General features: G+C 73.7%; 19 protein-coding genes. 11 read left to right on the forward strand and 8 right to left on the reverse strand.

The features are described from left to right. Positions 1 to 7 precede the first annotated feature (7 nt). From ACFY7H_RS30775 to ACFY7H_RS30785, 3 genes are all read right to left on the reverse strand, one after another. Positions 8 to 568, reverse strand: coding sequence for a SigE family RNA polymerase sigma factor (locus ACFY7H_RS30775; RefSeq protein ID WP_007264805.1), 561 nt, complete (start codon positions 566 to 568; stop codon positions 8 to 10). A gap of 243 nt (positions 569 to 811) precedes the next feature. Beyond that, entirely contained in the window at positions 812 to 1,705 is an 894-nt protein-coding gene (locus ACFY7H_RS30780; RefSeq protein ID WP_388944850.1) for an A/G-specific adenine glycosylase, read from the reverse strand. A gap of 23 nt (positions 1,706 to 1,728) precedes the next feature. Then, a complete protein-coding gene (locus ACFY7H_RS30785) occupies positions 1,729 to 2,349 on the reverse strand; it encodes a phosphatase PAP2 family protein (protein ID WP_388944853.1) in 621 nt (206 codons plus the stop codon). Between the two features lie 160 nt (positions 2,350 to 2,509). Between ACFY7H_RS30785 and ACFY7H_RS30790 the strand changes: the two genes are divergently transcribed. Beyond that, entirely contained in the window at positions 2,510 to 3,301 is a 792-nt protein-coding gene (locus tag ACFY7H_RS30790; RefSeq protein ID WP_388944856.1) for a hypothetical protein, read from the forward strand. Between the two features lie 209 nt (positions 3,302 to 3,510). On the opposite strand, the gene disA is transcribed toward ACFY7H_RS30790, so the two are convergent. After that, entirely contained in the window at positions 3,511 to 4,635 is a 1,125-nt protein-coding gene (disA, locus tag ACFY7H_RS30795; protein ID WP_388944859.1) for a DNA integrity scanning diadenylate cyclase DisA, read from the reverse strand. 297 nt (positions 4,636 to 4,932) lie between these two features. Then, positions 4,933 to 6,348 carry a DNA repair protein RadA gene (radA, locus tag ACFY7H_RS30800; RefSeq protein WP_388944863.1) on the reverse strand — a complete coding sequence of 472 codons (1,416 nt, stop codon included), beginning with the start codon at positions 6,346 to 6,348 and terminating at the stop codon, positions 4,933 to 4,935. A 554-nt stretch (positions 6,349 to 6,902) separates the two neighbouring features. On the opposite strand from radA, the gene ACFY7H_RS30805 reads away from it, so the two are divergent. After that, on the forward strand, positions 6,903 to 8,474 hold the full coding sequence (locus ACFY7H_RS30805; protein WP_388944866.1) for a hypothetical protein: 1,572 nt from the start codon (positions 6,903 to 6,905) through the stop codon (positions 8,472 to 8,474). A gap of 56 nt (positions 8,475 to 8,530) precedes the next feature. On the opposite strand, the gene ACFY7H_RS30810 is transcribed toward ACFY7H_RS30805, so the two are convergent. Next, positions 8,531 to 9,328: a hypothetical protein gene (locus ACFY7H_RS30810; protein WP_388944868.1), complete on the reverse strand. Its 798-nt coding sequence runs from the start codon at positions 9,326 to 9,328 to the stop codon at positions 8,531 to 8,533. A gap of 61 nt (positions 9,329 to 9,389) precedes the next feature. Between ACFY7H_RS30810 and ACFY7H_RS30815 the strand changes: the two genes are divergently transcribed. The 4 genes from ACFY7H_RS30815 to ilvD all read left to right on the forward strand — a co-directional run bounded on the left by ACFY7H_RS30815 (position 9,390) and on the right by ilvD (position 14,281). Continuing rightward, positions 9,390 to 10,316 carry a Ppx/GppA family phosphatase gene (locus ACFY7H_RS30815; protein ID WP_388944871.1) on the forward strand — a complete coding sequence of 309 codons (927 nt, stop codon included), beginning with the start codon at positions 9,390 to 9,392 and terminating at the stop codon, positions 10,314 to 10,316. A gap of 553 nt (positions 10,317 to 10,869) precedes the next feature. Continuing rightward, positions 10,870 to 11,694, forward strand: a complete 825-nt coding sequence (locus tag ACFY7H_RS30820; RefSeq protein WP_388944874.1) for a sugar phosphate isomerase/epimerase family protein — start codon at positions 10,870 to 10,872, stop codon at positions 11,692 to 11,694. Continuing rightward, positions 11,691 to 12,308 (forward strand): TetR family transcriptional regulator, encoded by a 618-nt coding sequence (locus ACFY7H_RS30825; RefSeq protein WP_388944876.1) that lies wholly within the window; start codon positions 11,691 to 11,693, stop codon positions 12,306 to 12,308. The genes ACFY7H_RS30820 and ACFY7H_RS30825 overlap by 4 nt, the downstream gene beginning before the upstream one ends. A 122-nt stretch (positions 12,309 to 12,430) precedes the next feature. After that, complete coding sequence (gene ilvD / locus ACFY7H_RS30830; RefSeq protein ID WP_388944879.1) at positions 12,431 to 14,281, forward strand: dihydroxy-acid dehydratase; 1,851 nt, start codon at positions 12,431 to 12,433, stop codon at positions 14,279 to 14,281. Between the two features lie 25 nt (positions 14,282 to 14,306). Here the strand turns inward: ilvD and ACFY7H_RS30835 are convergent, their stop codons facing one another. Next, complete coding sequence (locus ACFY7H_RS30835) at positions 14,307 to 16,412, reverse strand: PQQ-binding-like beta-propeller repeat protein (protein ID WP_388944882.1); 2,106 nt, start codon at positions 16,410 to 16,412, stop codon at positions 14,307 to 14,309. A gap of 106 nt (positions 16,413 to 16,518) precedes the next feature. On the opposite strand from ACFY7H_RS30835, the gene ACFY7H_RS30840 reads away from it, so the two are divergent. The 5 genes from ACFY7H_RS30840 to proC all read left to right on the forward strand — a co-directional run bounded on the left by ACFY7H_RS30840 (position 16,519) and on the right by proC (position 19,949). Next, positions 16,519 to 16,824 (forward strand): peptidase, encoded by a 306-nt coding sequence (locus tag ACFY7H_RS30840; protein WP_388944885.1) that lies wholly within the window; start codon positions 16,519 to 16,521, stop codon positions 16,822 to 16,824. Between the two features lie 94 nt (positions 16,825 to 16,918). Continuing rightward, the gene (locus ACFY7H_RS30845; protein ID WP_388944887.1) at positions 16,919 to 17,437 is read left to right on the forward strand and encodes a hypothetical protein; all 519 of its coding nucleotides are present in this window, start codon (positions 16,919 to 16,921) and stop codon (positions 17,435 to 17,437) included. Positions 17,438 to 17,507: 70 nt separating this feature from the next. Beyond that, entirely contained in the window at positions 17,508 to 18,302 is a 795-nt protein-coding gene (locus ACFY7H_RS30850; protein ID WP_388944890.1) for an ABC transporter ATP-binding protein, read from the forward strand. Beyond that, complete coding sequence (locus ACFY7H_RS30855; protein ID WP_388944893.1) at positions 18,299 to 19,036, forward strand: ABC transporter permease; 738 nt, start codon at positions 18,299 to 18,301, stop codon at positions 19,034 to 19,036. Before ACFY7H_RS30850 ends, ACFY7H_RS30855 begins: the two co-directional genes overlap by 4 nt. 103 nt (positions 19,037 to 19,139) lie before the next feature. Beyond that, positions 19,140 to 19,949 (forward strand): pyrroline-5-carboxylate reductase, encoded by an 810-nt coding sequence (gene proC / locus ACFY7H_RS30860; RefSeq protein ID WP_388944895.1) that lies wholly within the window; start codon positions 19,140 to 19,142, stop codon positions 19,947 to 19,949. 53 nt (positions 19,950 to 20,002) lie between these two features. On the opposite strand, the gene trpS is transcribed toward proC, so the two are convergent. Then, the gene (gene trpS / locus ACFY7H_RS30865) at positions 20,003 to 21,001 is read right to left on the reverse strand and encodes a tryptophan--tRNA ligase (RefSeq protein WP_388944897.1); all 999 of its coding nucleotides are present in this window, start codon (positions 20,999 to 21,001) and stop codon (positions 20,003 to 20,005) included. Positions 21,002 to 21,734: the final 733 nt, after the last annotated feature.

Below are 21,734 nucleotides of genomic sequence, written 5' to 3' on the forward strand. Positions count from 1 at the left end.
TGGCCGTTCAGGCCGCGCACCGCTCCCGCCCCTCGTAGCGCGTGGTGTGGTCACCGCGTTCCAGGGCACGCATGTCCAGGTCCCGGCTCTCCAGCTCCTGTCGGAGCCTGGCCAGGGCGCGGTGCAGTGTGCTCTTCACGGTTCCCGCCGACATACCGAGCGCCGCGGCCGTCTCCTCGGTGCTCATCTGCTCCCAGTGTCGCAGCACCACGACACTGCGCTGCTTGGGCGCGAGCACCTTGAGGATGTCCATCAGCAGGGCGCGGTCGGCGCGCTGGTCCGAGCCGTCCTCGACGGACGCGTCCGGGAGCTGTTCGGTGGGGACCTCGTCGAGCTTGCGGGCCCGCCACCACTCGGTCCGCGTGTTGATCATGACCCGGCGCAGGTAGGCGTCGGCCAGGGACTTGTCGGCGATGCCGTCCCAGCGGCCGTAGGTGCGCACGAGGGCGGTCTGGAGCAGGTCCTGGGCGTCCGTGGGGTCCGGGACCAGGCGTCGCGCGCTGCGCAGCAGGGCGTCCTGCCGGGTACGTACGTACTCCTCGAACTCGAGTACCTCTCCGTGCGCCATTCAGACCGCCTCCACTGCGTCCCCGTCTCCGCTGTCTTACGGGTCCGAAGTTACGGAGGGGTTGTCACGGCACTGTGCGGGTCAGCCTGCGGTGGGCGCACGGACACCCGTAGGTTGTGTAACAGCGCCGCTGAGCTGCGGTTTCCCGGCCCGAAACGGAATCTGCGACTCTGCTTCGAGTGGATCCCGGGCCGTGTCCGGGACACGGGCCCGGTCCGCCGGCCGGGCCCGGTCCGCAGGCCGTCAGCTCTGCGGCAGGCGGTACATCCCCTGCGCGAGGGGCTCCACCAGCCCGTCCGACACGAGCCCGTCCAGCGCCCGGGCCCGCTGCACCGGCTCGTCCCAGACGGTGTCCAGCACCGCCTGCGGAACCGGGCCCACCGCCTCCCGGAGCACCGCCAGCAGCTTGCCGCGCACCTGCCGGTCCGTCCCGGCGTACGTCTGACCGCGCCGCGGCGGCCCGTCGTGCGCCGGCTTCCCCGCCAGCCGCCACGCGCACTGCGCCGCGACCGGGCAGCGCACGCAGTCGGGGCTTTTGGCGGTGCACACCAGCGCGCCGAGCTCCATGGAGGCCGCCGCCCAGCGCGCCGCCGTCGCCTCGTCCTCGGGCAGCAGCTCCCGTGCCAGCCGCCGCTCGGCGGCGGTGGTGGCGTTCGGGGGGTACTCGACCCCGGTCGCGGCGCGCGCGAAGACGCGGCGCACGTTGGTGTCCAGCACCGGGTGCCGCTGCCCGTACGCGAAGGAGGCCACCGCGGCGGCCGTGTACTCGCCGATCCCGGGCAGCGCGAGCAGCTGCGCGTGGTCGCGGGGCACGTCGCCCCCGTGCCGTTCCGTTATCGCCGAGGCCGCGCCGTGCAGGCGCAGGGCCCGGCGGGGGTAGCCCAGCCGCCCCCAGGCCCGTACGGCCTCGCCCGGCGCCTCGGCGGCCAGGTCCGCGGGCCGGGGCCACCGGGCGAGCCACTGCTCGTACACCGGCAGCACCCGGCTGACGGGGGTCTGCTGCAGCATGAACTCGCTGACCATCACCCCCCAGGGGCCGGCCTCGGGGCGGCGCCAGGGAAGGTCGCGGGCGTGCTCGTCGAACCACGCGATGACGGGGGTGTGCAGCGCGGAGGTGTGTGTGGGAGATGCAGTCATGACAGACGGCATCCTGGCACGTTTCAGGGCCGGCGCGCGGGGCCCGGACCGGTGAACCAGACGGCCGCGCGGTTGCCGCTGCCCTGGACGGCGGTGGTGATGGCGGTCATCGGACCGGTCAGCGCCGCCACGGCGATCACGGCCAGCGAGGCGCCCAGGAGCAGGCCCATGCCGACGTCGTGCGGATAGTGCACCCCGACGAAGACCCGGGAGAAGGCCATCAGCAGACCCATCGGCACCGTCAGCCACGCGAGCCGGGGAACGGCCAGCGCCAGTGCGACGGCGGCGGCGCCGGCTATGGCGGAGTGGTTGCTGGGGAAGGACCAGTCGCCGTACGGCGGGCAGGGGATCAGGGAGGCGGCCGCACCGGCCACCGCCCGGCAGGGCCGTTCCTCGTCGATGGTGGACTTCACCAGCTCCGAGGCCACGTACACGAGCGCGGTGACCAGCGGCGCGAGCACCGCCAGTGCGAGGGCCCGAGGCTCGCCGCCGCGCTGTCCGCGCGCGCGCCACCAGACGGATATGAAGAGCAGACCGAAGAGGAGGAGGCCATATTCGGTCCAGACCTCGACCGTCAACTGCACCCAGAAGGGCGTGTCGTGGGCGAAGTCGGTGATGTCGCGGTAGAGGTCGGAGCTGTCCATGGTCACTGACCGTACTGGTCGCCCCGACGGGACCGCGCCGGGCCCCTGGCCGGTTATGGCCGTTCCCGGGTGACCCCGCAGGATGATCATCGGCAAAACCTGCCGGATACGCGGCATGTGGGGCGCGGAACGCGGCACGAGTTCTCGTAAGGTTCGGTGCGTGGGATCTCTGCGCAATCCGGTCGGGCCGCTCCCCTCCTCCATTTACTGGCGGCGGAGGGCCGTGCTGGCGTCCGTCGCCGCGCTCGTCGCGCTGCTCGCCGTATGGTTCGTCAGTTCCGGTGGCGGGGGCACGAGTACGAACGGCAAGGGCGGCGGCGACGGCTCCGGACCCGTGCGCACGATCACCCCAGGCCCCTCCGGTTCCGGCCCGGCGATCAGTCAGGCCCCGGGCGGACGCGCCGAGTCGGGCTCCGGCACCGGCACCGGCGGCGGCTCCCAGGGCCCGGGCGGGAATGACGCCCCGGGCGGCACCGGCGCGGCCTCCGGCTCGGGTGCGGGCTCCTCCGGCTCCTCCCCCGCGCAGGTCCCGGCGGACTCCCCGCTGCCGACGTGTCCGGCGAGCGCGCTGCAGTGGGAGGTCAAGAGCGTGAAGAACGAGTACGAGACGAACGAGAAGCCTCGTCTCGAACTGCTCGTCCGCAACACCTCAGGCAGCACCTGCAAGTTCGGGCTCGGCCCGAAGCAGGCGGTCGTGACCATCTTCCAGACGACCGGAGCCAAGGCCGTCTGGTCCTCCGCCGACTGCCCGACGGGCGCGGCCAACGCCTTCTACCGGCTCCCGGCACAGGGCGAGACCAAGCAGACGGTGGAATGGGACCGCAAGCCGAGCGCGGCGGACCAGTGCCAGAACCCCCCGCAGGGCAACCCGGCCCCCGACACCTACGTGGTCGAGGTCAAGTCCCCCGGCCTCCCGGTGGCCCGCACGTCCTTCGTCCTGAAGCAGGACTGATTTTTCTGACGCGCCGCTCGGCGCCTCCCCGGCTTCGCGCCGCTGCGCGGCCGCCGGCCCGCCCGGCGGGGCCACGGGCGGTGCCGGTGCCGGTGGGTCTTCCCGCGGATGCCGTGCCGCTGCGCGGGGCTTGCCGTTGTCCTTCCGGCCCCGCCGGCGTTTGAGGCGCGGGGTCCGGGACAGCGCCCCCGGGGAACGGGCGAAGGGCGCTAGACGTACCGTTCCAGGATCGAGGACTCCGCCAGGCGGGACAGGCCCTCGCGGACGCTGCGGGCACGGGCCTCGCCGACGCCGTCCACCGTCTGGAGGTCGTCCACGCTGGCCGCCAGCAGCTTCTGCAGCCCGCCGAAGTGCTCCACGAGCCGCTCGATGATCGCCCCCGGCAGCCTGGGCACCTTCGCCAGCAGCCGGTACCCGCGGGGCGACACCGCCGAATCCAGCGTCTCCGGCGAGCCCGTGTAGCCCAGGGCCCGTGCCACGATCGCCAGCTCCAGCAGTTCCGGATGGGTCAGCGCGTCCAGCGCCGGCAGCGCTTCCTCCACCGTGCGGGAACGCTTCGCCGTCGGTTCCGGAACGTAGTCCCGGATCACCAGCTCCCGTTCCTGCTCGATGCCGACCGTCAGCTCGTCCAGCTGGAGCGACAGCAGTCGCCCGTCCGTGCCCAGTTCGACCACGTACTCGGCGATTTCCGTCGCGATCCGGCGGACCATTTCCAGCCGCTGCGCGACGGCGGTGACATCGCGGACCGTGACCAGGTCCTCGATCTCCAGCGCCGACAGCGTGCCCGCGACCTCGTCCAGACGCAGCTTGTACCGCTCCAGCGTGGCCAGCGCCTGGTTCGCCCGGGACAGGATGGCCCCGGACTCCTCCAGGACCCGCCGCTCCCCGTCCACGTACAGCGCGATCAGCCGCATCGACTGGGACACCGACACCACCGGGAAACCGCACTGCTTGGAGACGCGGTCCGCCGTGCGGTGGCGGGTGCCCGTCTCCTCCGTGGGGATCGAGGCGTCCGGCACCAGCTGTACGCCGGCCCGCAGGATCTTGGTGATGTCCTTGTCGAGGATGAGGGCCCCGTCGAGCTTGCACAGTTCGCGCAGCCGGGTCGCGGTGAACTCCACGTCCAGTACGAAGCCGCCGGTGCACATCGACTCGACGGCCTTGTCCATGCCCAGGACGATCAGGCCGCCCGTATTGCCCCGGACGATCCGCTCCAGCCCGTCGCGCAGGGGCTGACCAGGCGCGACCGCGCTCAGCGACGCGCGCATCAACGCCTCGTGCTTGGAGCTCGCGCCGGACTTCCCGGGTGCTGCTGCCCCGTCCTTGGCTGCCACTGCACTCCTCCGGTCGCGGGTTGCGCCGCCGCGTACGGCCGGGCGGACCAGCCCAAAGTCTACCGGCGCACGCTGTGCGCCCGCCGGGGCTTGGCCCGTACCGCCGCCGGGAGGCCCCGTACGCGCCGTGCGCGCCGGCCCCCGGGGTCGCCCCCGGCCGGGCCTGCCGTCCGGTTGCTGTCCGGCTCGCGTCCGCCCGCTGACCTGCTGCGGACCCGCCTGCGGAGGCGCGGATTCCGCTGCTGTCCGCGCCGCCGTGGGCGCGGCGGGCCGCTCCGCCGCCCGCTCCCGGGCCCGCTATTCCGCCGCCGCCCGCTCCCGGGCCGGCGTACGCGAACGCCCGCGCGGCAGGACCCGCAGCGCGTCCCCCATGTCCGCCACCTCGGTCACCTTCATCCCCGCCGGCACCTTCCCCGGGTCCGCCGGGACCAGCGCGTGCGTGAAGCCGAGCCGGTGCGCCTCGGCCAGGCGGCGCTGGACACCGGTCACCCGCCGCACCTCGCCGGCCAGACCGACCTCCCCGATGGCCACCAGGTTCTTCGGCAGGGGCACATCACTGGCCGCCGAGGCCAGCGCCAGCGCGATCGCGAGGTCCGCCGCCGGCTCCGTCAGCTTCACCCCGCCCACGGTCGCGCTGTAGATGTCCCGCTTGCCCAGCGCGGTGATCCGGCCGCGCTGCTCCAGCACCGCCAGCATCATCGAGACGCGCGAGGTCTCCAGACCCGAGGTGGTGCGGCGCGGGGAGGGGATCTGAGAGTCGACGGTGAGCGCCTGCACCTCGGCGACCAGCGGGCGCTTGCCCTCCAGGGTCACGGTCAGGCAGGTGCCCGGCACCGCCTCGGCCCGCCGGGTCAGGAACAGCCCGCTGGGGTCGGCGAGCCCGGTGATGCCCTCGTCGTGCAGCTCGAAGCAGCCGACCTCGTCGGTGGCCCCGTAACGGTTCTTCACGCCGCGCACCAGGCGCAGCCGGGCGTGCCGGTCGCCCTCGAAGCTGAGCACCACGTCCACCAGGTGCTCCAGCAGACGGGGGCCGGCGATGGCGCCGTCCTTGGTGACGTGGCCGACGAGGAGGGTGGCCATGCCCCGCTCCTTCGAGGCGCGGATCAGCGCGCCGGCGACCTCGCGCACCTGGGCCATGCCGCCGGGCGCGCCGTCGATCTCGGGGGAGGCGATGGTCTGCACGGAGTCCAGGACCAGGAGCGACGGCCGCACCGCGTCGAGGTGGCCCAGCACCGCGGACAGGTCGGTCTCGGCGGCGAGGTAGAGGTGGTCGTTGAGGGCGTTGATCCGGTCGGCCCGCAGCCGCACCTGGCTGGCCGACTCCTCGCCGGTCACGTACAGGGTGCGGTGGTCGCCGGTGGCCGCCTTCGAGGCGACGTCCAGCAGCAGCGTCGACTTGCCGACGCCCGGCTCGCCCGCCAGCAGCACCACGGCGCCGGGGACGAGGCCGCCGCCCAGGACCCGGTCCAGCTCGTCCACGCCGGTGCTGCGGGCGGCCGCGGTCCTGCCGTCGACCTGGCCGATGGGCAGCGCGGCCGCGGAGACGCGACCGGCCGCGGTGGTCCGTACGGCGGGCGCGCCCATCTCCTCGACGGTCCCCCACGCCTGGCACTCGGGGCACCGGCCGAGCCACTTCGCGGTGGTCCAGCCGCACTCGGAGCAGCGGTAGGACGGCCGGTCCTTGGCGGATGAACGAGATGTACGGGCAGCCATGGCGCCCACCGTAGCCGCCGCCGCCGACAACGCCCGACGCGCTGGGCGCGCGGGCGGCCGCCGGACCACCGGATCCGCGCGCGGCGGGGCCGGGCGTCAGGGCCGCTGTCAGCCGAGTGCCGATCTGTTCACCCTTAAGGGCTAAAACCCCGGAAGGCTTCCGGAGCGTTACGGGCGCGCCGCCTACGGTTCGCCGAGTGAACAGCAGCGACCAGGGAGAGTCCGTATCGCGCACCGGCGCACACCCCGCGCACGGGCGCACGCGCCGAGTGGACCGGGCGGGCCCGGCGGGCGATACGGGTGGTGCGGAGGTTACGCCAGTTGCCGGTGATCCTTCCTATGAGGTAGGAGCGACGGCAGAAGCGGATGGTGCAGGTGGTGCGGCCGGTGCAGGTGGTGCGGCCGGTGCCGGTGCGGCTGATACCGCGGGCACCGTCCGGCCCGAGGACCCCGTCCCCGGCGGGGAGCCCCCGCACCTGCGGCACGAGCCCCATCTGGACGGGCTCTTCACGTACTGCCTGTCGGTCCTGTGCGACCACGACGCCGCCACCGAGGTGCTCGGCGACGTCCTCGCCGTCGCCGAGCGGTACCCCGGCCGATGTCCCGACGAGGGCGACCGGCGGGCCTGGCTCTACGCGCTCGCCCGCTGGGCCTGCCTGCGCCGGCTGGCCGCGCGACGGCGCGTACGCCAGGGAGCGCATTCCGCCCCGCGCACGCTGGAGCACACGGACCCCGAGCGCGCGCCCCGGGCGCACCGCCCACTCGACGTGAGCGCCTACCGCCGTACCGAACTCGCCCGGCTCGCCTGGCCCGAGGCCGCCGGGACCACCCCCCAACAGCGCGAGGCCCTCGAGCTCTCCGTCCGCCACCGCCTCGGCGTCACCGAACTCGCCGCCGTCCTCGGCACCGCCCCCACCGCCGCCCGGGACCTGCTCTCCGGCGCGGCCTGCGAGGTCGAACGCACCCGCGCCGCCCTCGCCGTCGTCGAGACCGCCAACTGCCCGGCCGTCTCCCGCATCACCGGCGACGACGGCGACGGCCAGGTACTGCTGTCCACCACCCTGCGCGCCGAGCTCGTCCGCCACGTCGACGACTGCCCGCGCTGCCGCCGCGCCGCCGAACGCGTCGGCGCCGCGGCGCCCTGGCCGGGCTCCGGCATCAGCGCCGTCCTGCCCCTGGTCCCCGCGCCCCGCACCGCCGTCCACGCCGCCATGCTGCGCTCCGGCCGGCGCCGCGGCGGCCGCCCCGGCCCGCGTTTCGACCGGACCGGCTTCCCCATGGACCCCAAGGACCGCGCCGCCCGCCGTGAGCGGCTCCGCGCCCGGGCCGTGACCACCACCGTCGTGGCCACCGTCGTAGCCGCGCCCGTACTCGCGCTGTGGGCCGCGTACCGGGGCGCCCCCTCCACCGGCGAGCCCGTCGGCGGCGACGGCACCCGCGTCTCGGCCAGCGAATCGAAGATCCCGCCCCCCTACGTCGGGGGCCGCCCCTTCACCGGGTACGAGAACACCGGCAACACCACCCACACCACCGGGGAGCCCGGCTTCGCCGCCGGCAGCGCGGCTCCCGACGTCTCCGTCAAGGTCATCAGCGCCGGAGGCCCGGCCGGCCCCGAGGCCGGCGGCCCCGGCGCCGCCGGCCGCCTCACCGTGGCCGCCACCACCCGGGGCGCCACCACCCTGCTCACCCTCACCGCCTCCGGCGGGAACCCCGTCGACTGGCGGCTCTGGTCGGACGCGCCCTGGCTGCGCGCGAGCGAGACGGCGGGCACCCTCGCGCCCGGAGAATCGGTCACCCTCCGGATCACCGTCGACACCGGCGCCCAGCCCGTCGGCGCCTGGACGGCCCGGGTCGGCGTCGACCCCGGCGGGGCGGTGGTCTCCCTCCAGGGCCGCGGCCGCCCCGCGCCCGCCCCCGAGCCGACCCCGCCGGCCCCGGACCCCACCCCGACGCCCAGGCCCACCCCGGACCCCACGCCCACACCGACCGCGCCCGCCCCCGACCCCACGCCGACCCCGGACCCGACGCCGACCCCGGACCCCACGCCGGCCCCGACGGACACGGCGACCCCGGAACCCCCCTCAGGAGGAACGGTTTCCCCCGACCCGGGGACGCCCGGGGGCTGAGGCCCGGGTCCGGGGCACGGCCGCGGTGCCGCGTACCGGTTCGCGGCGGCCCGGGTCTACGCCGGGTCGGCGGGGTGCGGGGCCATCGGCAGCAGCGAGGCCAGCCGCGCCTCGCACAGCTTCACCAGCTCCTCGTAGGCCGCCTTGCCCATCAGCTCCGTCAGCTCCGCCCGGTACGACTCGTACACCGGCCGGCCGGCACCGTGCGCGGAGGTCGCCGACGTGCACCACCAGTGCAGGTCGTGGCCGCCCGGGCCCCAGCCGCGCCGGTCGTACTCGCCGATCGACACCTGGAGGACCCGGGTGTCGTCCGGCCGGTCGATCCAGTCGTAGGTCCGCCGGATGGGCAGCTGCCAGCACACGTCCGGCTTGGTCTCCAGCGGCTCCTGGCCGCTCCTGAGCGCCAGGATGTGCAGGGAGCAGCCCGCGCCGGCCGGGAAACCGGGCCGGTTCAGGAAGATGCAGGCGCCGTTCCAGCGGCGGGTCTGCTTCTCCCCGTCGTCGTCGAGCTGGGTCCAGCCGGACTCGCTCCCGACGTCGTGGAACTGCCACAGCTCCGGCGTCAGGCGGGCGACGTGCCCGGCGACCCGCTTCTCGTCGTCCTCGTCGGAAAAGTGCGCGCCGAGGGTGCAGCAGCCGTCGGACGCGCGGCCCGCCTGGATGCCCTGGCAGCCGCTGCCGAAGATGCACGTCCAGCGGGAGGTCAGCCAGGTCAGGTCGCAGCGGAAGACCTGCTCCTCGTCGGCCGGATCGGGGAACTCCACCCAGGCGCGGGGGAAATCGAGGCCCTTCTCGTCCGACACCCGGGTCTTCTTCTTGGTCTCGCTCTTGCTGGCCTTCTTCGTATTTGGCACAAGCCCAGCCTAAGCGCCCCTTCCTCCACCGCTCCGCGTCCGGCCCAGTAGCGTTTCCCGTATGAGACTCGGTGTCCTCGATGTGGGTTCGAACACGATCCATCTGCTGGTGGTGGACGCGCACCCCGGCGCGCGCCCGCAGCCCGCGCACTCGCACAAGGTGCAGCTGCGCCTCGCGGAGCTGCTCGACGCGCACGGCGCGGTCAGCCCGGAGGGTGTCGAACGGCTCGTCGCGGCGATCGCCGGCGCGGTGCAGGCCGCCGAAGACAAGGGCTGCGAGGACGTCCTGCCCTTCGCGACCAGCGCGGTGCGCGAGGCCCCGAACGCCGACGCCGTCCTCGCCAGGGTCAAGGCGGAGACCGGCATCGAGCTGACGGTGCTCAGCGGTGAGGACGAGGCCCGGCTGACCTTCCTGGCGGTCCGCCGGTGGTTCGGCTGGTCCGCGGGGAAGCTGCTGGTCCTCGACATCGGCGGGGGCTCGCTGGAGATCGCGTACGGGATAGACGAGGACCCCGACACGGCCGTGTCCCTCCCGCTGGGCGCGGGCCGCCTCACCTCGGCATGGCTCCCGGGGGACCCGGCGGACCCGGCGGACGTGAAGGCGCTGCGGCGGCACGTGCGGGCGCGGATCGCGCGGACGGTCGGCGAGTTCAGGCGCTTCGGCTCGCCGGACCACGTGGTGGCGACGTCGAAGACCTTCAAACAGCTGGCCCGCCTCGGGGGCGCGGCCCGCGAGGCCGACGGGCTGTACGTGCAGCGCGAACTGAGCCGCAAGTCCCTCGAGGAGTGGGTGCCCCGCCTGACGGTGATGACCACGACGGAGCGCGCCGGCCTCCCGGGCGTCTCGGAGGGCCGCGCCGCCCAGCTCCTGGCGGGGGCACTGGTGGCGGAGGCGGCGATGGACCTCTTCGGCGTGGACGAACTGGAAATCTGCCCCTGGGCGCTGCGCGAAGGTGTCATCCTCCGCCGCCTGGACCACCTGCCGTAACCGCCCCGGGGACGGGTCCCCCGGCGGCGCCGTCAGACCGTCGCCGCGGCCCACGCCTCCGGGGCGTGGCGGTGGTTGCGGTGGCCCGCCGCGAGGACCGCGCGGAGCGGGGCGAGGTGTTCCGTGGCCGGGGGGAGGGCGAGGCGGTCGAGGAGGGTGAGGGCCGCGGCGGGGTCCAGGTCGCCGTAGAGGTCGTGGTAGCCGGCGCGCAGCGCCCTGGAGAGGGGGCCGGGCCGTCGTGCGCGAAGCCGATCTCGCAGGCGGCCCAGTACTCGTCGAGGAGGTCCAGCAGGCCGGAGGCCGTCCGTACCGCCGCCGCCCCGTCGAGGTCCTCGTCCACGAACACCTCGTACGCCCAGGAGTGCGCGATCTCGTTGGCGGTGCGGGGAGCGCCGGGCCTGTCCGGGTCCGTCCAGCCCCCCGGCGCCTGGACGACGCCGCGGTCGGCCGGCCACTGCGGGGCCCGCGCGGTCCCTTCGGGCTCCATCCGAAAAGTATGACGAGAGTGCCGCCGTGCGCGTCCCGCCGGTGAGGCGCCCCGTAATCTGTCACCGTGGCAGATCCACTCCGTATCCCGAGCAGCCGGACCCCGAAGGTCGCCTTGTCCACCGCCTCCGTCTACCCGGAGTCCACGGCGACCGCCTTCGAGATCGCCGCGCGCCTCGGCTACGACGGGGTGGAGGTCATGGTCTGGACGGACCCGGTGAGCCAGGACATCGACGCGCTGCGCCGCCTGTCGGACCACCACCAGGTGCCGGTCCTGGCCGTGCACGCGCCCTGTCTGCTCATCACCCAGCGCGTGTGGTCGACGGATCCGTGGACCAAGCTCCACCGGGCCCGGGCGGCGGCCGAGCGGCTGGGGGCGTCCACCGTCGTGGTGCATCCGCCGTTCCGCTGGCAGCGCCAGTACGCGCGGGACTTCGTGTCCGGGATCTGGCGGATGGCCGACGAGACCGACGTCCGCTTCGCCGTCGAGAACATGTACCCGTGGCGCTACCGGGACCGCGAGATGCTCGCGTACGCGCCCGAGTGGGACGTGACGAAGGACGACTACCGGCACTTCACCGTCGACCTGTCGCACACCGCCACCGCCCGCACCGACGCCTCCGCGATGATCGACCGGATGGGGGACCGGCTGGCCCACGTCCACCTCGCCGACGGCAACGGATCGGCGAAGGACGAGCACCTGGTCCCCGGGCGCGGTACGCAGCCCTGCGCCGAGCTGCTCGAGGGGCTGGCCCGGAGTTCCTTCGACGGGCACGTGGTGATCGAGGTGAACACGCGGCGCGCCATGTCCTCCGCGGAGCGGGAGGCGGACCTCGCGGAGGCGCTGGCCTTCACGCGCGCCCACCTCGCGAAGCCGGCCGGCCGCCGGTGACGGAGCCCGCGAAGCGGCGGCGCGGCCCCGGCCGGCCGCGCCAGGACGAGGCGGACGAGGGCCCCGGCACGCAGGAGCGCATCCGCCTCGCCGCCCGCGAGGTGTTCGCGGAGCGCGGGTACGACAAGACGTCCGTGCGCGGCGTCGCGAAGGTCGCGGGGGTGGACCCGGCGCTGGTGCACCACTACTTCGGCAGCAAGGACGACCTCTTCGCCGCTGCCATCGAGGTGAGCTTGGAGCCGGCCCTGGTGGTTCCGGCCATTCTCGGGGAAGGTCCCGACGGCATCGGGGAGCGGCTGGTCCGCTATTTCCTCGGGGTGTGGGAGAACCCGGTCACCCGGGTGCCGCTGCTGGCCGTGATCCGGTCGGCGCTCACGCACGACGCCGCCGCGAAGGTGCTGCGCACGCTGGTGCTGCGCCGCGTGCTGGAGCGGATCGCCGCCGACCTCGACGTCCCGGATCCGACGTTCCGCGCCGAGCTGGCCGCCTCGCACATGGTCGGGATCGCGATCCTGCGGTACGTGGTCCAGGTGGAGCCGCTCGCGTCGGCGGACGCGGAGGACATCGTGGCCCTCGTCGCTCCCACCCTCCAGCGCTACCTGACCGAGGAGTGACCCCCGCGTCCCGGCATCCGGACGAGGTGTCCGGATCGCGGGCGGTGGGCGTAGCCTCGTAACCGAGCCATATCCGCAGTCGCGGCTGACCGTACAGCCGCACTCATGGGGAGTGAAACCGTATGCCCGAGCTGAGGTCCCGCACCGTCACCCACGGCCGCAACATGGCAGGCGCTCGTGCGCTGATGCGCGCGTCGGGCGTAGCGAGCGAGGACATCGGCAAGCCGATCATCGCGGTCGCCAACTCCTTCACCGAGTTCGTCCCCGGTCACACCCACCTGGCGCCGGTCGGCCGCATCGTCTCGGACGCCGTCCGCGCCGCCGGGGCGATCCCGCGCGAGTTCAACACGATCGCGGTCGACGACGGCATCGCCATGGGCCACGCGGGCATGCTGTACTCCCTGCCCTCGCGCGACCTGATCGCGGACAGCGTGGAGTACATGGTCGAGGCGCACTGCGCCGACGCCCTGATCTGCATCTCCAACTGCGACAAGATCACCCCCGGCATGCTGATGGCCGCCATGCGCCTCAACATCCCGGTGGTCTTCGTCTCCGGCGGTCCGATGGAAGCCGGGCAGGCCACCCTGGTGGACGGCACCGTCCGCAAGCTGGACCTGATCGACGCCATGGTCGACGCCTCCAACGAGAACGTGTCGGACGAGGACGTCCTGCGCATCGAGGAGAACGCCTGTCCGACGTGCGGTTCGTGTTCGGGCATGTTCACCGCCAACTCGATGAACTGCCTGGCCGAGGCCATCGGCCTGGCCCTGCCCGGCAACGGCTCCGTCCTCGCCACGCACACCGCCCGCCGCGCCCTGTACGAGGACGCCGGCCGCACGGTCGTGGAGATCACCAAGCGCTACTACGAGGACGGCGACGAGTCGGTCCTGCCGCGCAGCATCGCCTCCCGCGAGGCCTTCGAGAACGCCATGGCCCTGGACATCGCCATGGGCGGCTCGACCAACACGATCCTGCACCTGCTGGCCGCCGCGCAGGAGGCGGGCCTGGAGTACGACCTGACGGACATCGACGCCGTCTCGCGCCGCGTCCCGTGCCTGGCCAAGGTCGCCCCGAACGTGGCGCCCGGCGGCACGTACTACATGGAGGACATCCACCGCGCCGGCGGCATCCCCGCCATCCTCGGCGAGCTGCACCGCGGCGGGCTCCTCAACAAGGACGTCACCACCGTCCACTCCAAGGGCCTGGAGGACTGGCTCGCGAAGTGGGACGCCCGCTCCGGCACGGCGTCCGAGGAGGCGATGGAGCTGTGGCACGCGGCCCCCGGCTGCAAGCGCTCCGCCACCGCCTTCTCCCAGTCCGAGCGCTGGGAGACCCTCGACCTCGACGCCGAGGGCGGCTGCATCCGCTCCGTGCAGCACGCGTACTCCAAGGACGGCGGCCTCGCCGTCCTGCGCGGCAACATCGCGGTCGACGGCTGCGTCGTGAAGACGGCCGGTGTCGACGAGTCGATCTGGACCTTCGAGGGCCCGGCGGTCGTCTGCGAGTCGCAGGACGAGGCCGTCGAGAAGATCCTGACGAAGCAGGTCCAGCCGGGAGACGTCGTCGTCATCCGTTACGAGGGCCCGCGCGGCGGCCCCGGCATGCAGGAGATGCTCTACCCGACCTCCTTCCTCAAGGGCCGTGGCCTCGGCAAGGTCTGCGCCCTGGTGACGGACGGCCGCTTCTCCGGCGGCACCTCGGGCCTGTCCATCGGCCACGCCTCCCCGGAGGCGGCCTCCGGCGGTGACATCGCGGTCGTCGAGGACGGCGACCGGATCCGCATCGACATCCCGAACCGGTCGATCGAGCTGCTGGTCTCCGCCGAGGAGCTGGCCGCCCGGCACGCGGCCCTCGGCGGCGTGTACGCCCCGAAGACCCGCGAGCGCACCGTCTCGGCCGCCCTGCGCGCCTACGCGGCGATGGCCACCAGCGCCGACAAGGGCGCGGTCCGCGACGTGTCGAAGCTGGGCTGAGTACTCCGGACCCCGCCGGTGTGGTTCACCACCCGGCGGGGTTCCGCGCGTCCACGGCGAAGACGGTGCCGTCGGGGGCGGACGCGTAGACGCGGCCGCCGGTGACGACGGGGGCGGGGAGGGTGGCGCTGAAGGTGCCCTGGGCCGCCATGCGCGGCCTGGTCTGCCCCACGAGCCGCCCGGCCGCCGCGTCCACGGCCAGCAGCCGGCCGTCCCCGGTCATCAGGAAGACCCGCCCGTCCGAGACGACGGGCCCGGAGCCGCTGGCCGCCCCGGTTTCCAGCCGCCAGAGCTCCCTTTCCGCGCCGACCGCCACGAGCGCCCCGCCGCTGCCGAAGGCGTAGACGGTCCCCTCCGGTCCCACGGTCGCCTCCGCGTCGAACAGCGGTGCGGGCAGCTGGGTCCGGCGGACGGTCCGGGCCGCCACGTCCACCCTGACGATGCCGGCGGTCCTGGCCCCCGCGTCGCTGTCCAGCAGCTGTACCGCACCCTGCGCCACGCCGACGGGCCGCAGCTTCCCCGAGGCCCGCGTCTGCCAGCGCACCGCTCCCGTCACCGGATCGACCTCCGCGAGCTGCGTCGACCCGCCGTCGAGGGCCGCGGTCGCCACGTACAGCACGGGCGCCCCCGCCGCCCCCGGGCCGCCCCACCACACGGACCCGGCGTCACCGATCCTCCGCGTCCAGCGCGGCGCGCCGCTCGCGGCGTCGAGGGCGGTGACGTCGCCGTTCGCGGTCACGGTGAGCGCGTACGGGCCCGCGGTCACCACGCGCGTGCCGCCGGACAGCTTCCGCTGCCAGCGTTCCGCGCCCGTGCCGGGGTCCAGTGCCTGGAGCCGCTCGCTGCCGGGTGCCGTCACGAGGACCAGCCCGCCCGCGTGGAGCGGAGCACTGGCGGACGTCAGGCCCTGGCCGGGGGCGTTCGCGCGGACCGTCCACGCCGTCGAGCCGTCCGCGGGGTCGAGGCGGGTGGCGGCCACGCCGCGCCCGGAGCAGTACAGTCCGCCGGTCGCCGCCGAGCAGGACACCGCCGGGGTGCCCGGTGCGGTCGACCAGGGGGAGAAGCCCTTGCCCGGCTTCCCCGAGGCATGGGCGACCGGCTGCTCCGGCGCCCCGGTGCCGGGCGCCCACCACAGGTAGCCGCCGACCGCCCCCGCGGCGAGCAGCACCCCGAGCCCGGCCGCCGTCAGCGCCCGCCCGCGGCGGCGGCGGGGAGGCGTCCGGTCCGTCGGGATCCGCTGCCGCAGGTGGGTGGCCTCCTCCTCCGCCTGCGGCCGGCGCGGCTGCGGGATGAAGGCCTGGGTGTCCTCGGACGTCGGGTACGCGACGGCGCGCATCTCGGCGATCAGCGCCTCGGCGGTCGGCCGCTCCGCCGGATCCTTCGCCAGGCACCGCGCCACGATCGGCACGAGCCGGGCGGGCAGCCCGGTCAGATCGGGCTCGCTGTGCACGACCTGGTACGCCACGAGGTAGTGGCTGTCGGAGTCGAAGGGCCCGCGCCCGGTCGCCGCGTGCACCAGCACCGCGCCCAGCGCGAACACGTCCGCGGCCGTCCCCACCTCCCTCGGCCGCTGGAACTGCTCCGGCGCCATGAAGGGCGGGGTCCCGATCAGCTTGCCGGTCTCGGTGCGCAGGTCGCTGTCGGCCGGGCGCGAGATGCCGAAGTCGATGACCCGGACCCCGTCCGGGGCCATCAGCACGTTGCTCGGTTTCAGGTCCCGGTGCACCACACCGGCCCGGTGGATGTCCCGCAGGGCCTCCGCCAGCCCGGCGGCGAGCCGGGTCAGCTCGACGGGGTCGAGCACGCGTTCCCGTACCCGCTCGGACAGGGTCGGGGCGTCGATGAACAGGGTGGCCATCCAGGGCCGCTCGGCATCGGGGTCGGCGTCCACGACGGGCGCGGTGAAGGCGCCGCTCACCCTCCGCGCGGCCGCGACCTCCTGTCGGAACCGCGCCCGGAACTCCGCGTCCACGGCGTGCTGGGCGTGGACGACCTTGACGGCGAGTTTCAGCCCGGAGCTGGAGGTGGCCAGATGGACGACGCCCATGCCGCCGGAGCCGAGCACGGATTCGAGCCGGTACTGCCCGGCGTACTCCGGAAACCCGGCGTAGTCCGCGTGCAGTGACTGCACCGCTCACCACCCCCGCCGGAGCCTAGTCGATGCCCCGTGCGACCATCCAAGGGCTTGCCACCCTGCGCGCGTCGCGCAGAGCAACACCCACGGGGGGAGTTCTCACATGTCCACTGACAACGTTTCCAGCGAGGCGCAGGGCCTCGCGGCCGCCGACTCGGGTTTCCAGTCCTACCCGACCGCGCCCGGCTACCGGGTCAACATCCGCAGCGGCCCCGGCACCAACTACCCGATCATCGACGCGGTACCCGTCGGCGGTTACGTCACGATCCGCTGCCAGTGCCCCGGCACCACCGTCTCGGGCCCGTACGGCACCACGGACCTGTGGGACTGCGTCGGAAACGGCCGCTTCGTCTCCGACGCCTACGTGCGGACCGGCGCCGACGGCTACGTCGCCGGCCGCTGCGGCTGACCGCGTCACCGCTTCGCCGGCGGGGACACCCCCGGCGGGTCCGCCCGCCGGCGGGGGTCCCCCCGAGCGGTGGCCGGGGGAGATAATCGCTGCTGTGAGCGACGCAGAGCAGCGAGACGAGACCACCCCCGCCGCGCCGGCCCCCGGGCCGCGGCCCGAGCCGATCCGGTTCTTCGGCACCTCCTGGGTGGACCACGACAACGGCTACGCCCTGCGCCGCGCCGGCGTGGCCGCCGGCTCGCTCGCCGCCGCCGTCATCGGCGCCTTCCTGCTGCGCTTCGCCTACGAGGGCCTGGAGATCGGCGACGTCGGCCCCTTCCTCAGCATCTCCGTCGTCGTGCTCTTCGCCATCGCCAGCGCCATCTCCTTCGCCAAGACCTGGGAGTCCTTCGGCCGCCGCCCCCGGCCGTCGTCCGACGAGGCCGCCCTCAAGGGCCTCAAGACGATCGGCTTCATCGGCTCGCTCGCCGCCTACTTCCTGCGCAGCCTGACCGAGGCCCCCGGCGAGAAGCTCCGCCGTGCCGAGTACGAGCGTGCCGTGGCCGAATTCGCCCGCCGCCGCGGCGCCCGTACGGGCAACCCGGCCGCCCGCCGCCCCAAGCGCAAGAAGTAGCGCCCCTTCCGCCGGTTCCCGAACCCGGGGTCCATTGACGCCCGGCACAGCCGGGAGCATTATTCATCACATGATGAATAACCAGCCGGAGGAACCCCCTCCCGCCGTCCACGCCCACGGCCTCACCGTCCGGCGCGGCACCGGACGCCATCCCCGCACCGTCCTCGACGGCATCGCCTTCACCGTCCCCCGCGGCCGCATCACCGGCCTGCTCGGCCCCTCCGGCTGTGGCAAGTCCACCCTCATGCGCGCCGTCGTCGGCACCCAGGCCCACGTCACCGGCACCCTCGACGTCCTCGGCCACCCCGCCGGCCACCCCGGCCTCCGCTCCCGCATCGGCTACGTCACCCAGGCGCCCTCCGTCTACGACGACCTCACCGTCCGCCAGAACCTCGACTACTTCGCCGCCGTCCTCGACCCCGGCCGCACCGCCGCCGACCGCCGCCGCGCCGCCGTCGAACAGGCCATCACCGACGTCGACCTCACCAGCCGCGCCACCGCCCTCGCCGGCGACCTCTCCGGCGGCCAGCGCAGCCGCGTCTCCCTCGCCGTGGCCCTCCTCGGCACACCCGAACTGCTCGTCCTCGACGAACCCACCGTCGGCCTCGACCCCGTCCTGCGCCGCGACCTGTGGAACCTCTTCCACGACCTCACCGCCCGCCGCCGCGCCACGATCCTCGTCTCCTCCCACGTCATGGACGAGGCCGAGCGCTGCCACGACCTGCTCCTCATGCGCGAGGGCCGCGTCCTCGCGCAGGACACCCCCGAAGCCCTGCGCACCCGCACCCGCACCGCCACCGTCGAGGAAGGCTTCCTCCGCCTCGTCGACGAAGCCGGCGCACTGGCGAAGGAGAACCGGCGATGAACCGCGCCCGCACCCTCGCCACCGCCGCCCGCGTCCTGCGCCAGCTCCGCCACGACCCGCGCTCCATCGCGCTGATGGTGCTGGTCCCCGTAGTGATGCTCACCCTGCTGCGCTACGTCTTCGACGGCAGCCCCCGCACCTTCGACAGCATCGGCGCGTCCCTCCTCGGGATCTTCCCCCTCATCACGATGTTCCTCGTGACCTCGATCGCCACCCTCCGCGAACGCACCTCCGGCACCCTCGAACGCCTCCTCGCCATGCCGCTCGGCAAGGCCGACCTCATCGCCGGCTACGCCCTTGCCTTCGGCGCCGTCGCGGTCGTCCAGTCCCTCCTCGCCACCGGCCTCGCCCTCTGGCTCCTCGGCCTCGACGTCATCGGCTCCCCCTGGCTGCTCCTGCTCGTCGCCCTCCTGGACGCCCTCCTCGGCACCGCCCTCGGCCTCTTCGTCTCCGCCTTCGCCGCGTCCGAGTTCCAGGCCGTCCAGTTCATGCCGGCCGTGATCTTCCCGCAGCTGCTCCTGTGCGGCCTCTTCACCCCGCGCGACACCATGCACCCCGTCCTCGAAGCCATCTCGGACGTCCTGCCCATGTCCTACGCCGTCGACGGCATGACCCAGGTCCTCACCCACACCGACATGACCGCCGACTTCGTCCGCGACGCCGTCGTCGTCGCCGCCTGCGCCCTGCTCGTCCTCACCCTCGGCGCCGCCACCCTCCGCCGCAGGACCCCGTAGCCCGCTCCCGGCGCCCACGGACCGGACACCCGCCCCGGCCGCACCCTCCCGGTGCGAGGATGAGCCCGTACGTCCCACGTTCGTTCGGCGAGGTGAATCGGGCATGACCCAGACAGTCGCAGTCCTCGGTACCGGCAAGATCGGCGAGGCCCTGCTCAGCGGGATGATCCGGGGCGGCTGGCCGGCCGCCAAACTGCTCGTCACCGCCCGCCGGCCCGAGCGCGCCGAGGAGCTCCGCACCCGCTACGGCGTCGAGGCCGTCACCAACGCCGAAGCCGCCAAGCGCGCCGACACCCTCATCCTCACCGTCAAGCCGCAGGACATGGGCAAGCTCCTCGAAGAGCTCGCCCCGCACGTCCCCGCCGACCGCCTGGTCATCAGCGGGGCCGCCGGCGTCCCCACCGCCTTCTTCGAGGAACGGCTCGCCCCCGGCACCCCCGTCGTCCGCGTCATGACGAACACCCCCGCCCTCGTCGACGAGGCCATGTCCGTCATCTCGGCCGGCAGCCACGCCACCGCCGCCCACCTCCAGCACGCCGAGGAGATCTTCGGCAGCGTCGGCAAGACCCTGCGCGTCCCCGAGTCCCAGCAGGACGCCGCGACCGCCCTCTCCGGCTCCGGACCCGCGTACTTCTACTTCCTCGTCGAGGCCATGACCGACGCGGGCATCCTCCTCGGCCTGCCCCGCGCCCAGGCCCACGACCTCATCGTCCAGGCCGCCATCGGCGCCGCCGTCATGCTCCGCGACAGCGGCGAGCACCCGGTCAAGCTCCGCGAGGCCGTCACCTCCCCCGCCGGTACGACGATCAACGCCATCGTGGAGCTGGAGAAGCACGGAGTACGCGCGGCCCTGATCGCCGCCCTCGAAGCGGCCCGCGACCGCAGCCGCGAACTCGCCACCGGCAACAGCTGACCCACGAAGGCACGGCGGCCCCGGTACGGCGGGGCCGCCGTCCCCCTCACGCTTCAGGGAGCCAGCAGCCCGATGGCCTCGTACGCCCGGTCCACCACCGGCCGCGCGAGGGCCCGCGCGCGCCCCGCCCCCTCGCGCAGGACCCGCTCCACCTCGCCCGGATCGGCCGCCAGCTCGGCGTGCCGCTCCCGCAGCGGCCGCAGCAGCTCCACCACCGCCTCGGCGACGTCCCGCTTCAGCGGCCCGTACTGCTCGTACCCCCCGGCCAGCTCCTGCGGATCCCCGCCCGTACAGGCGGCCAGGAGGTCCAGCAGGTTGGCCACCCCGGGCCGCGCCGCCCGGTCGTAGACCACCCCGCCGTCACCGCTGTCGGTCACGGCCCGCATCACCTTCCTGGTGATCACCGCCGGCTCGTCCAGCAGATAGACGATCCCGGCGCCGTTCTCACTGGACTTCCCCATCTTCGAGGTGGGGTCCTGGAGGTCCATGACCCGCGCGCCCACGGCGGGCAGCGTCACCCTGGGCACGGTGAAGGTCTGCCCGTACCGCTGGTTGAACCGCACCGCCAGATCCCGCGTCAGCTCCACGTGCTGCCGCTGGTCCTCGCCCACCGGCACCTCCTCCGCCGCGTAGGCGAGGATGTCGGCGGCCATCAGCACCGGATACGTCAGCAGCGACAGCCGTACGCCCTGACCGGACGCCTCCGCCTTCGCCGCCTTCTCCCGGTACTGGATCATCCGCCGGAGCTCCCCGTCGGCGGCGGTGCACTCCAGCAGGTAGGACAGCCGGGTGTGCTCGCTGACGTGGCTCTGCACGAAGAGGGTGCACCGCTGCGGATCCAGCCCGGCGGCGAGGAACAGCGTCGCGGCCTGCCGGGTGAGGCGCCGCACCCGCGCGGGATCGTGGTCCACGGTGAGCGCGTGCAGGTCCACGACGCAGAACAGGGCGTCCGCCGGCGCGTGCTCGGCCGCGACCCACTGCCGCAGGGCCCCGAGGTAGTTGCCCAGCGTCAGGTGCCCGGACGGGGTGATCCCGCTGAAGATCCTCGTCATGTCTGCTGCTCTCCCTGTGAGTGGTGGTGTGGCCTCGCGGTCACCGCGCGGGCGACCGAGCCGCTCCCGGGAGGGGAGAAACAGAAACGGCCGCCGTAGCGGCGGCCGTGAGCGCATGCGTGCTCGCGTGGAAGGTCGGCCGCCGTCAGGCGGCCCACCAGCGGAGGCTGAGCGTGAGCGCATGCGTAGTCATGGGAGCCAGCGTAGCCCTCGTGGGGTGAGGCGCGCGGGAAGTTCGCCGACCGGTCGTCCGCCGGTCAGCCGGGAGTTGACACGGGTGTGCCTGATCCGTAAGGTTCTTCGAGTTGTCCGACGTGAGCGCCGACCCCGGTCGGTCCCCGGACAGCCATCCCGCACTACACATTCGAACGAACGGCGCACCCCGTCGTCCCGTTTTCATGCGTATTTGCGAATGAGGAATCCGCGTTCCAGGACGCAGCCCCCGATTGGCTTCGGGGGTAAGGAATCCGCTACTGTCTCACTCGCCGGAAGGGCCCAACAGCCCGGAAGGCAAAACCCGCTGACTGGGAGTCAGGCCCGAAAGGATCTGATAGAGTCGGCACCGCCGGAAAGGGAAAGCGCGGAAGCGCAGGACCTGGAAAGCAAGCGAGAAAGACTCTGATAGAGTCTGAATCGCAAGAACGAAAGCCCGGAGGAAAGCCCGAGAGGGTGAGTACAAAGGAAGCGTCCGTTCCTTGAGAACTCAACAGCGTGCCAAAAATCAACGCCAGAA

This window comes from Streptomyces sp. NPDC012794, from assembly GCF_042901085.1.
Taxonomy (GTDB): domain Bacteria; phylum Actinomycetota; class Actinomycetes; order Streptomycetales; family Streptomycetaceae; genus Streptomyces.

Excerpts from the sequence above, each read along its gene's own strand:
- ACFY7H_RS30775 (WP_007264805.1), bottom strand. The coding sequence starts at position 568 with ATGGCGCACGGAGAGGTACTCGAGTTCGAGGAGTACGTACGTACCCGG.
- ACFY7H_RS30780 (WP_388944850.1), bottom strand. The coding sequence starts at position 1,705 with ATGACTGCATCTCCCACACACACCTCCGCGCTGCACACCCCCGTCATC.
- ACFY7H_RS30785 (WP_388944853.1), bottom strand. The coding sequence starts at position 2,349 with ATGGACAGCTCCGACCTCTACCGCGACATCACCGACTTCGCCCACGAC.
- radA (WP_388944863.1), bottom strand. The coding sequence starts at position 6,348 with ATGGCTGCCCGTACATCTCGTTCATCCGCCAAGGACCGGCCGTCCTAC.
- ACFY7H_RS30815 (WP_388944871.1), top strand. The coding sequence starts at position 9,390 with ATGAGACTCGGTGTCCTCGATGTGGGTTCGAACACGATCCATCTGCTG.
- ilvD (WP_388944879.1), top strand. The coding sequence starts at position 12,431 with ATGCCCGAGCTGAGGTCCCGCACCGTCACCCACGGCCGCAACATGGCA.
- ACFY7H_RS30840 (WP_388944885.1), top strand. The coding sequence starts at position 16,519 with ATGTCCACTGACAACGTTTCCAGCGAGGCGCAGGGCCTCGCGGCCGCC.
- ACFY7H_RS30850 (WP_388944890.1), top strand. The coding sequence starts at position 17,508 with ATGATGAATAACCAGCCGGAGGAACCCCCTCCCGCCGTCCACGCCCAC.
- ACFY7H_RS30855 (WP_388944893.1), top strand. The coding sequence starts at position 18,299 with ATGAACCGCGCCCGCACCCTCGCCACCGCCGCCCGCGTCCTGCGCCAG.
- proC (WP_388944895.1), top strand. The coding sequence starts at position 19,140 with ATGACCCAGACAGTCGCAGTCCTCGGTACCGGCAAGATCGGCGAGGCC.
- trpS (WP_388944897.1), bottom strand. The coding sequence starts at position 21,001 with ATGACGAGGATCTTCAGCGGGATCACCCCGTCCGGGCACCTGACGCTG.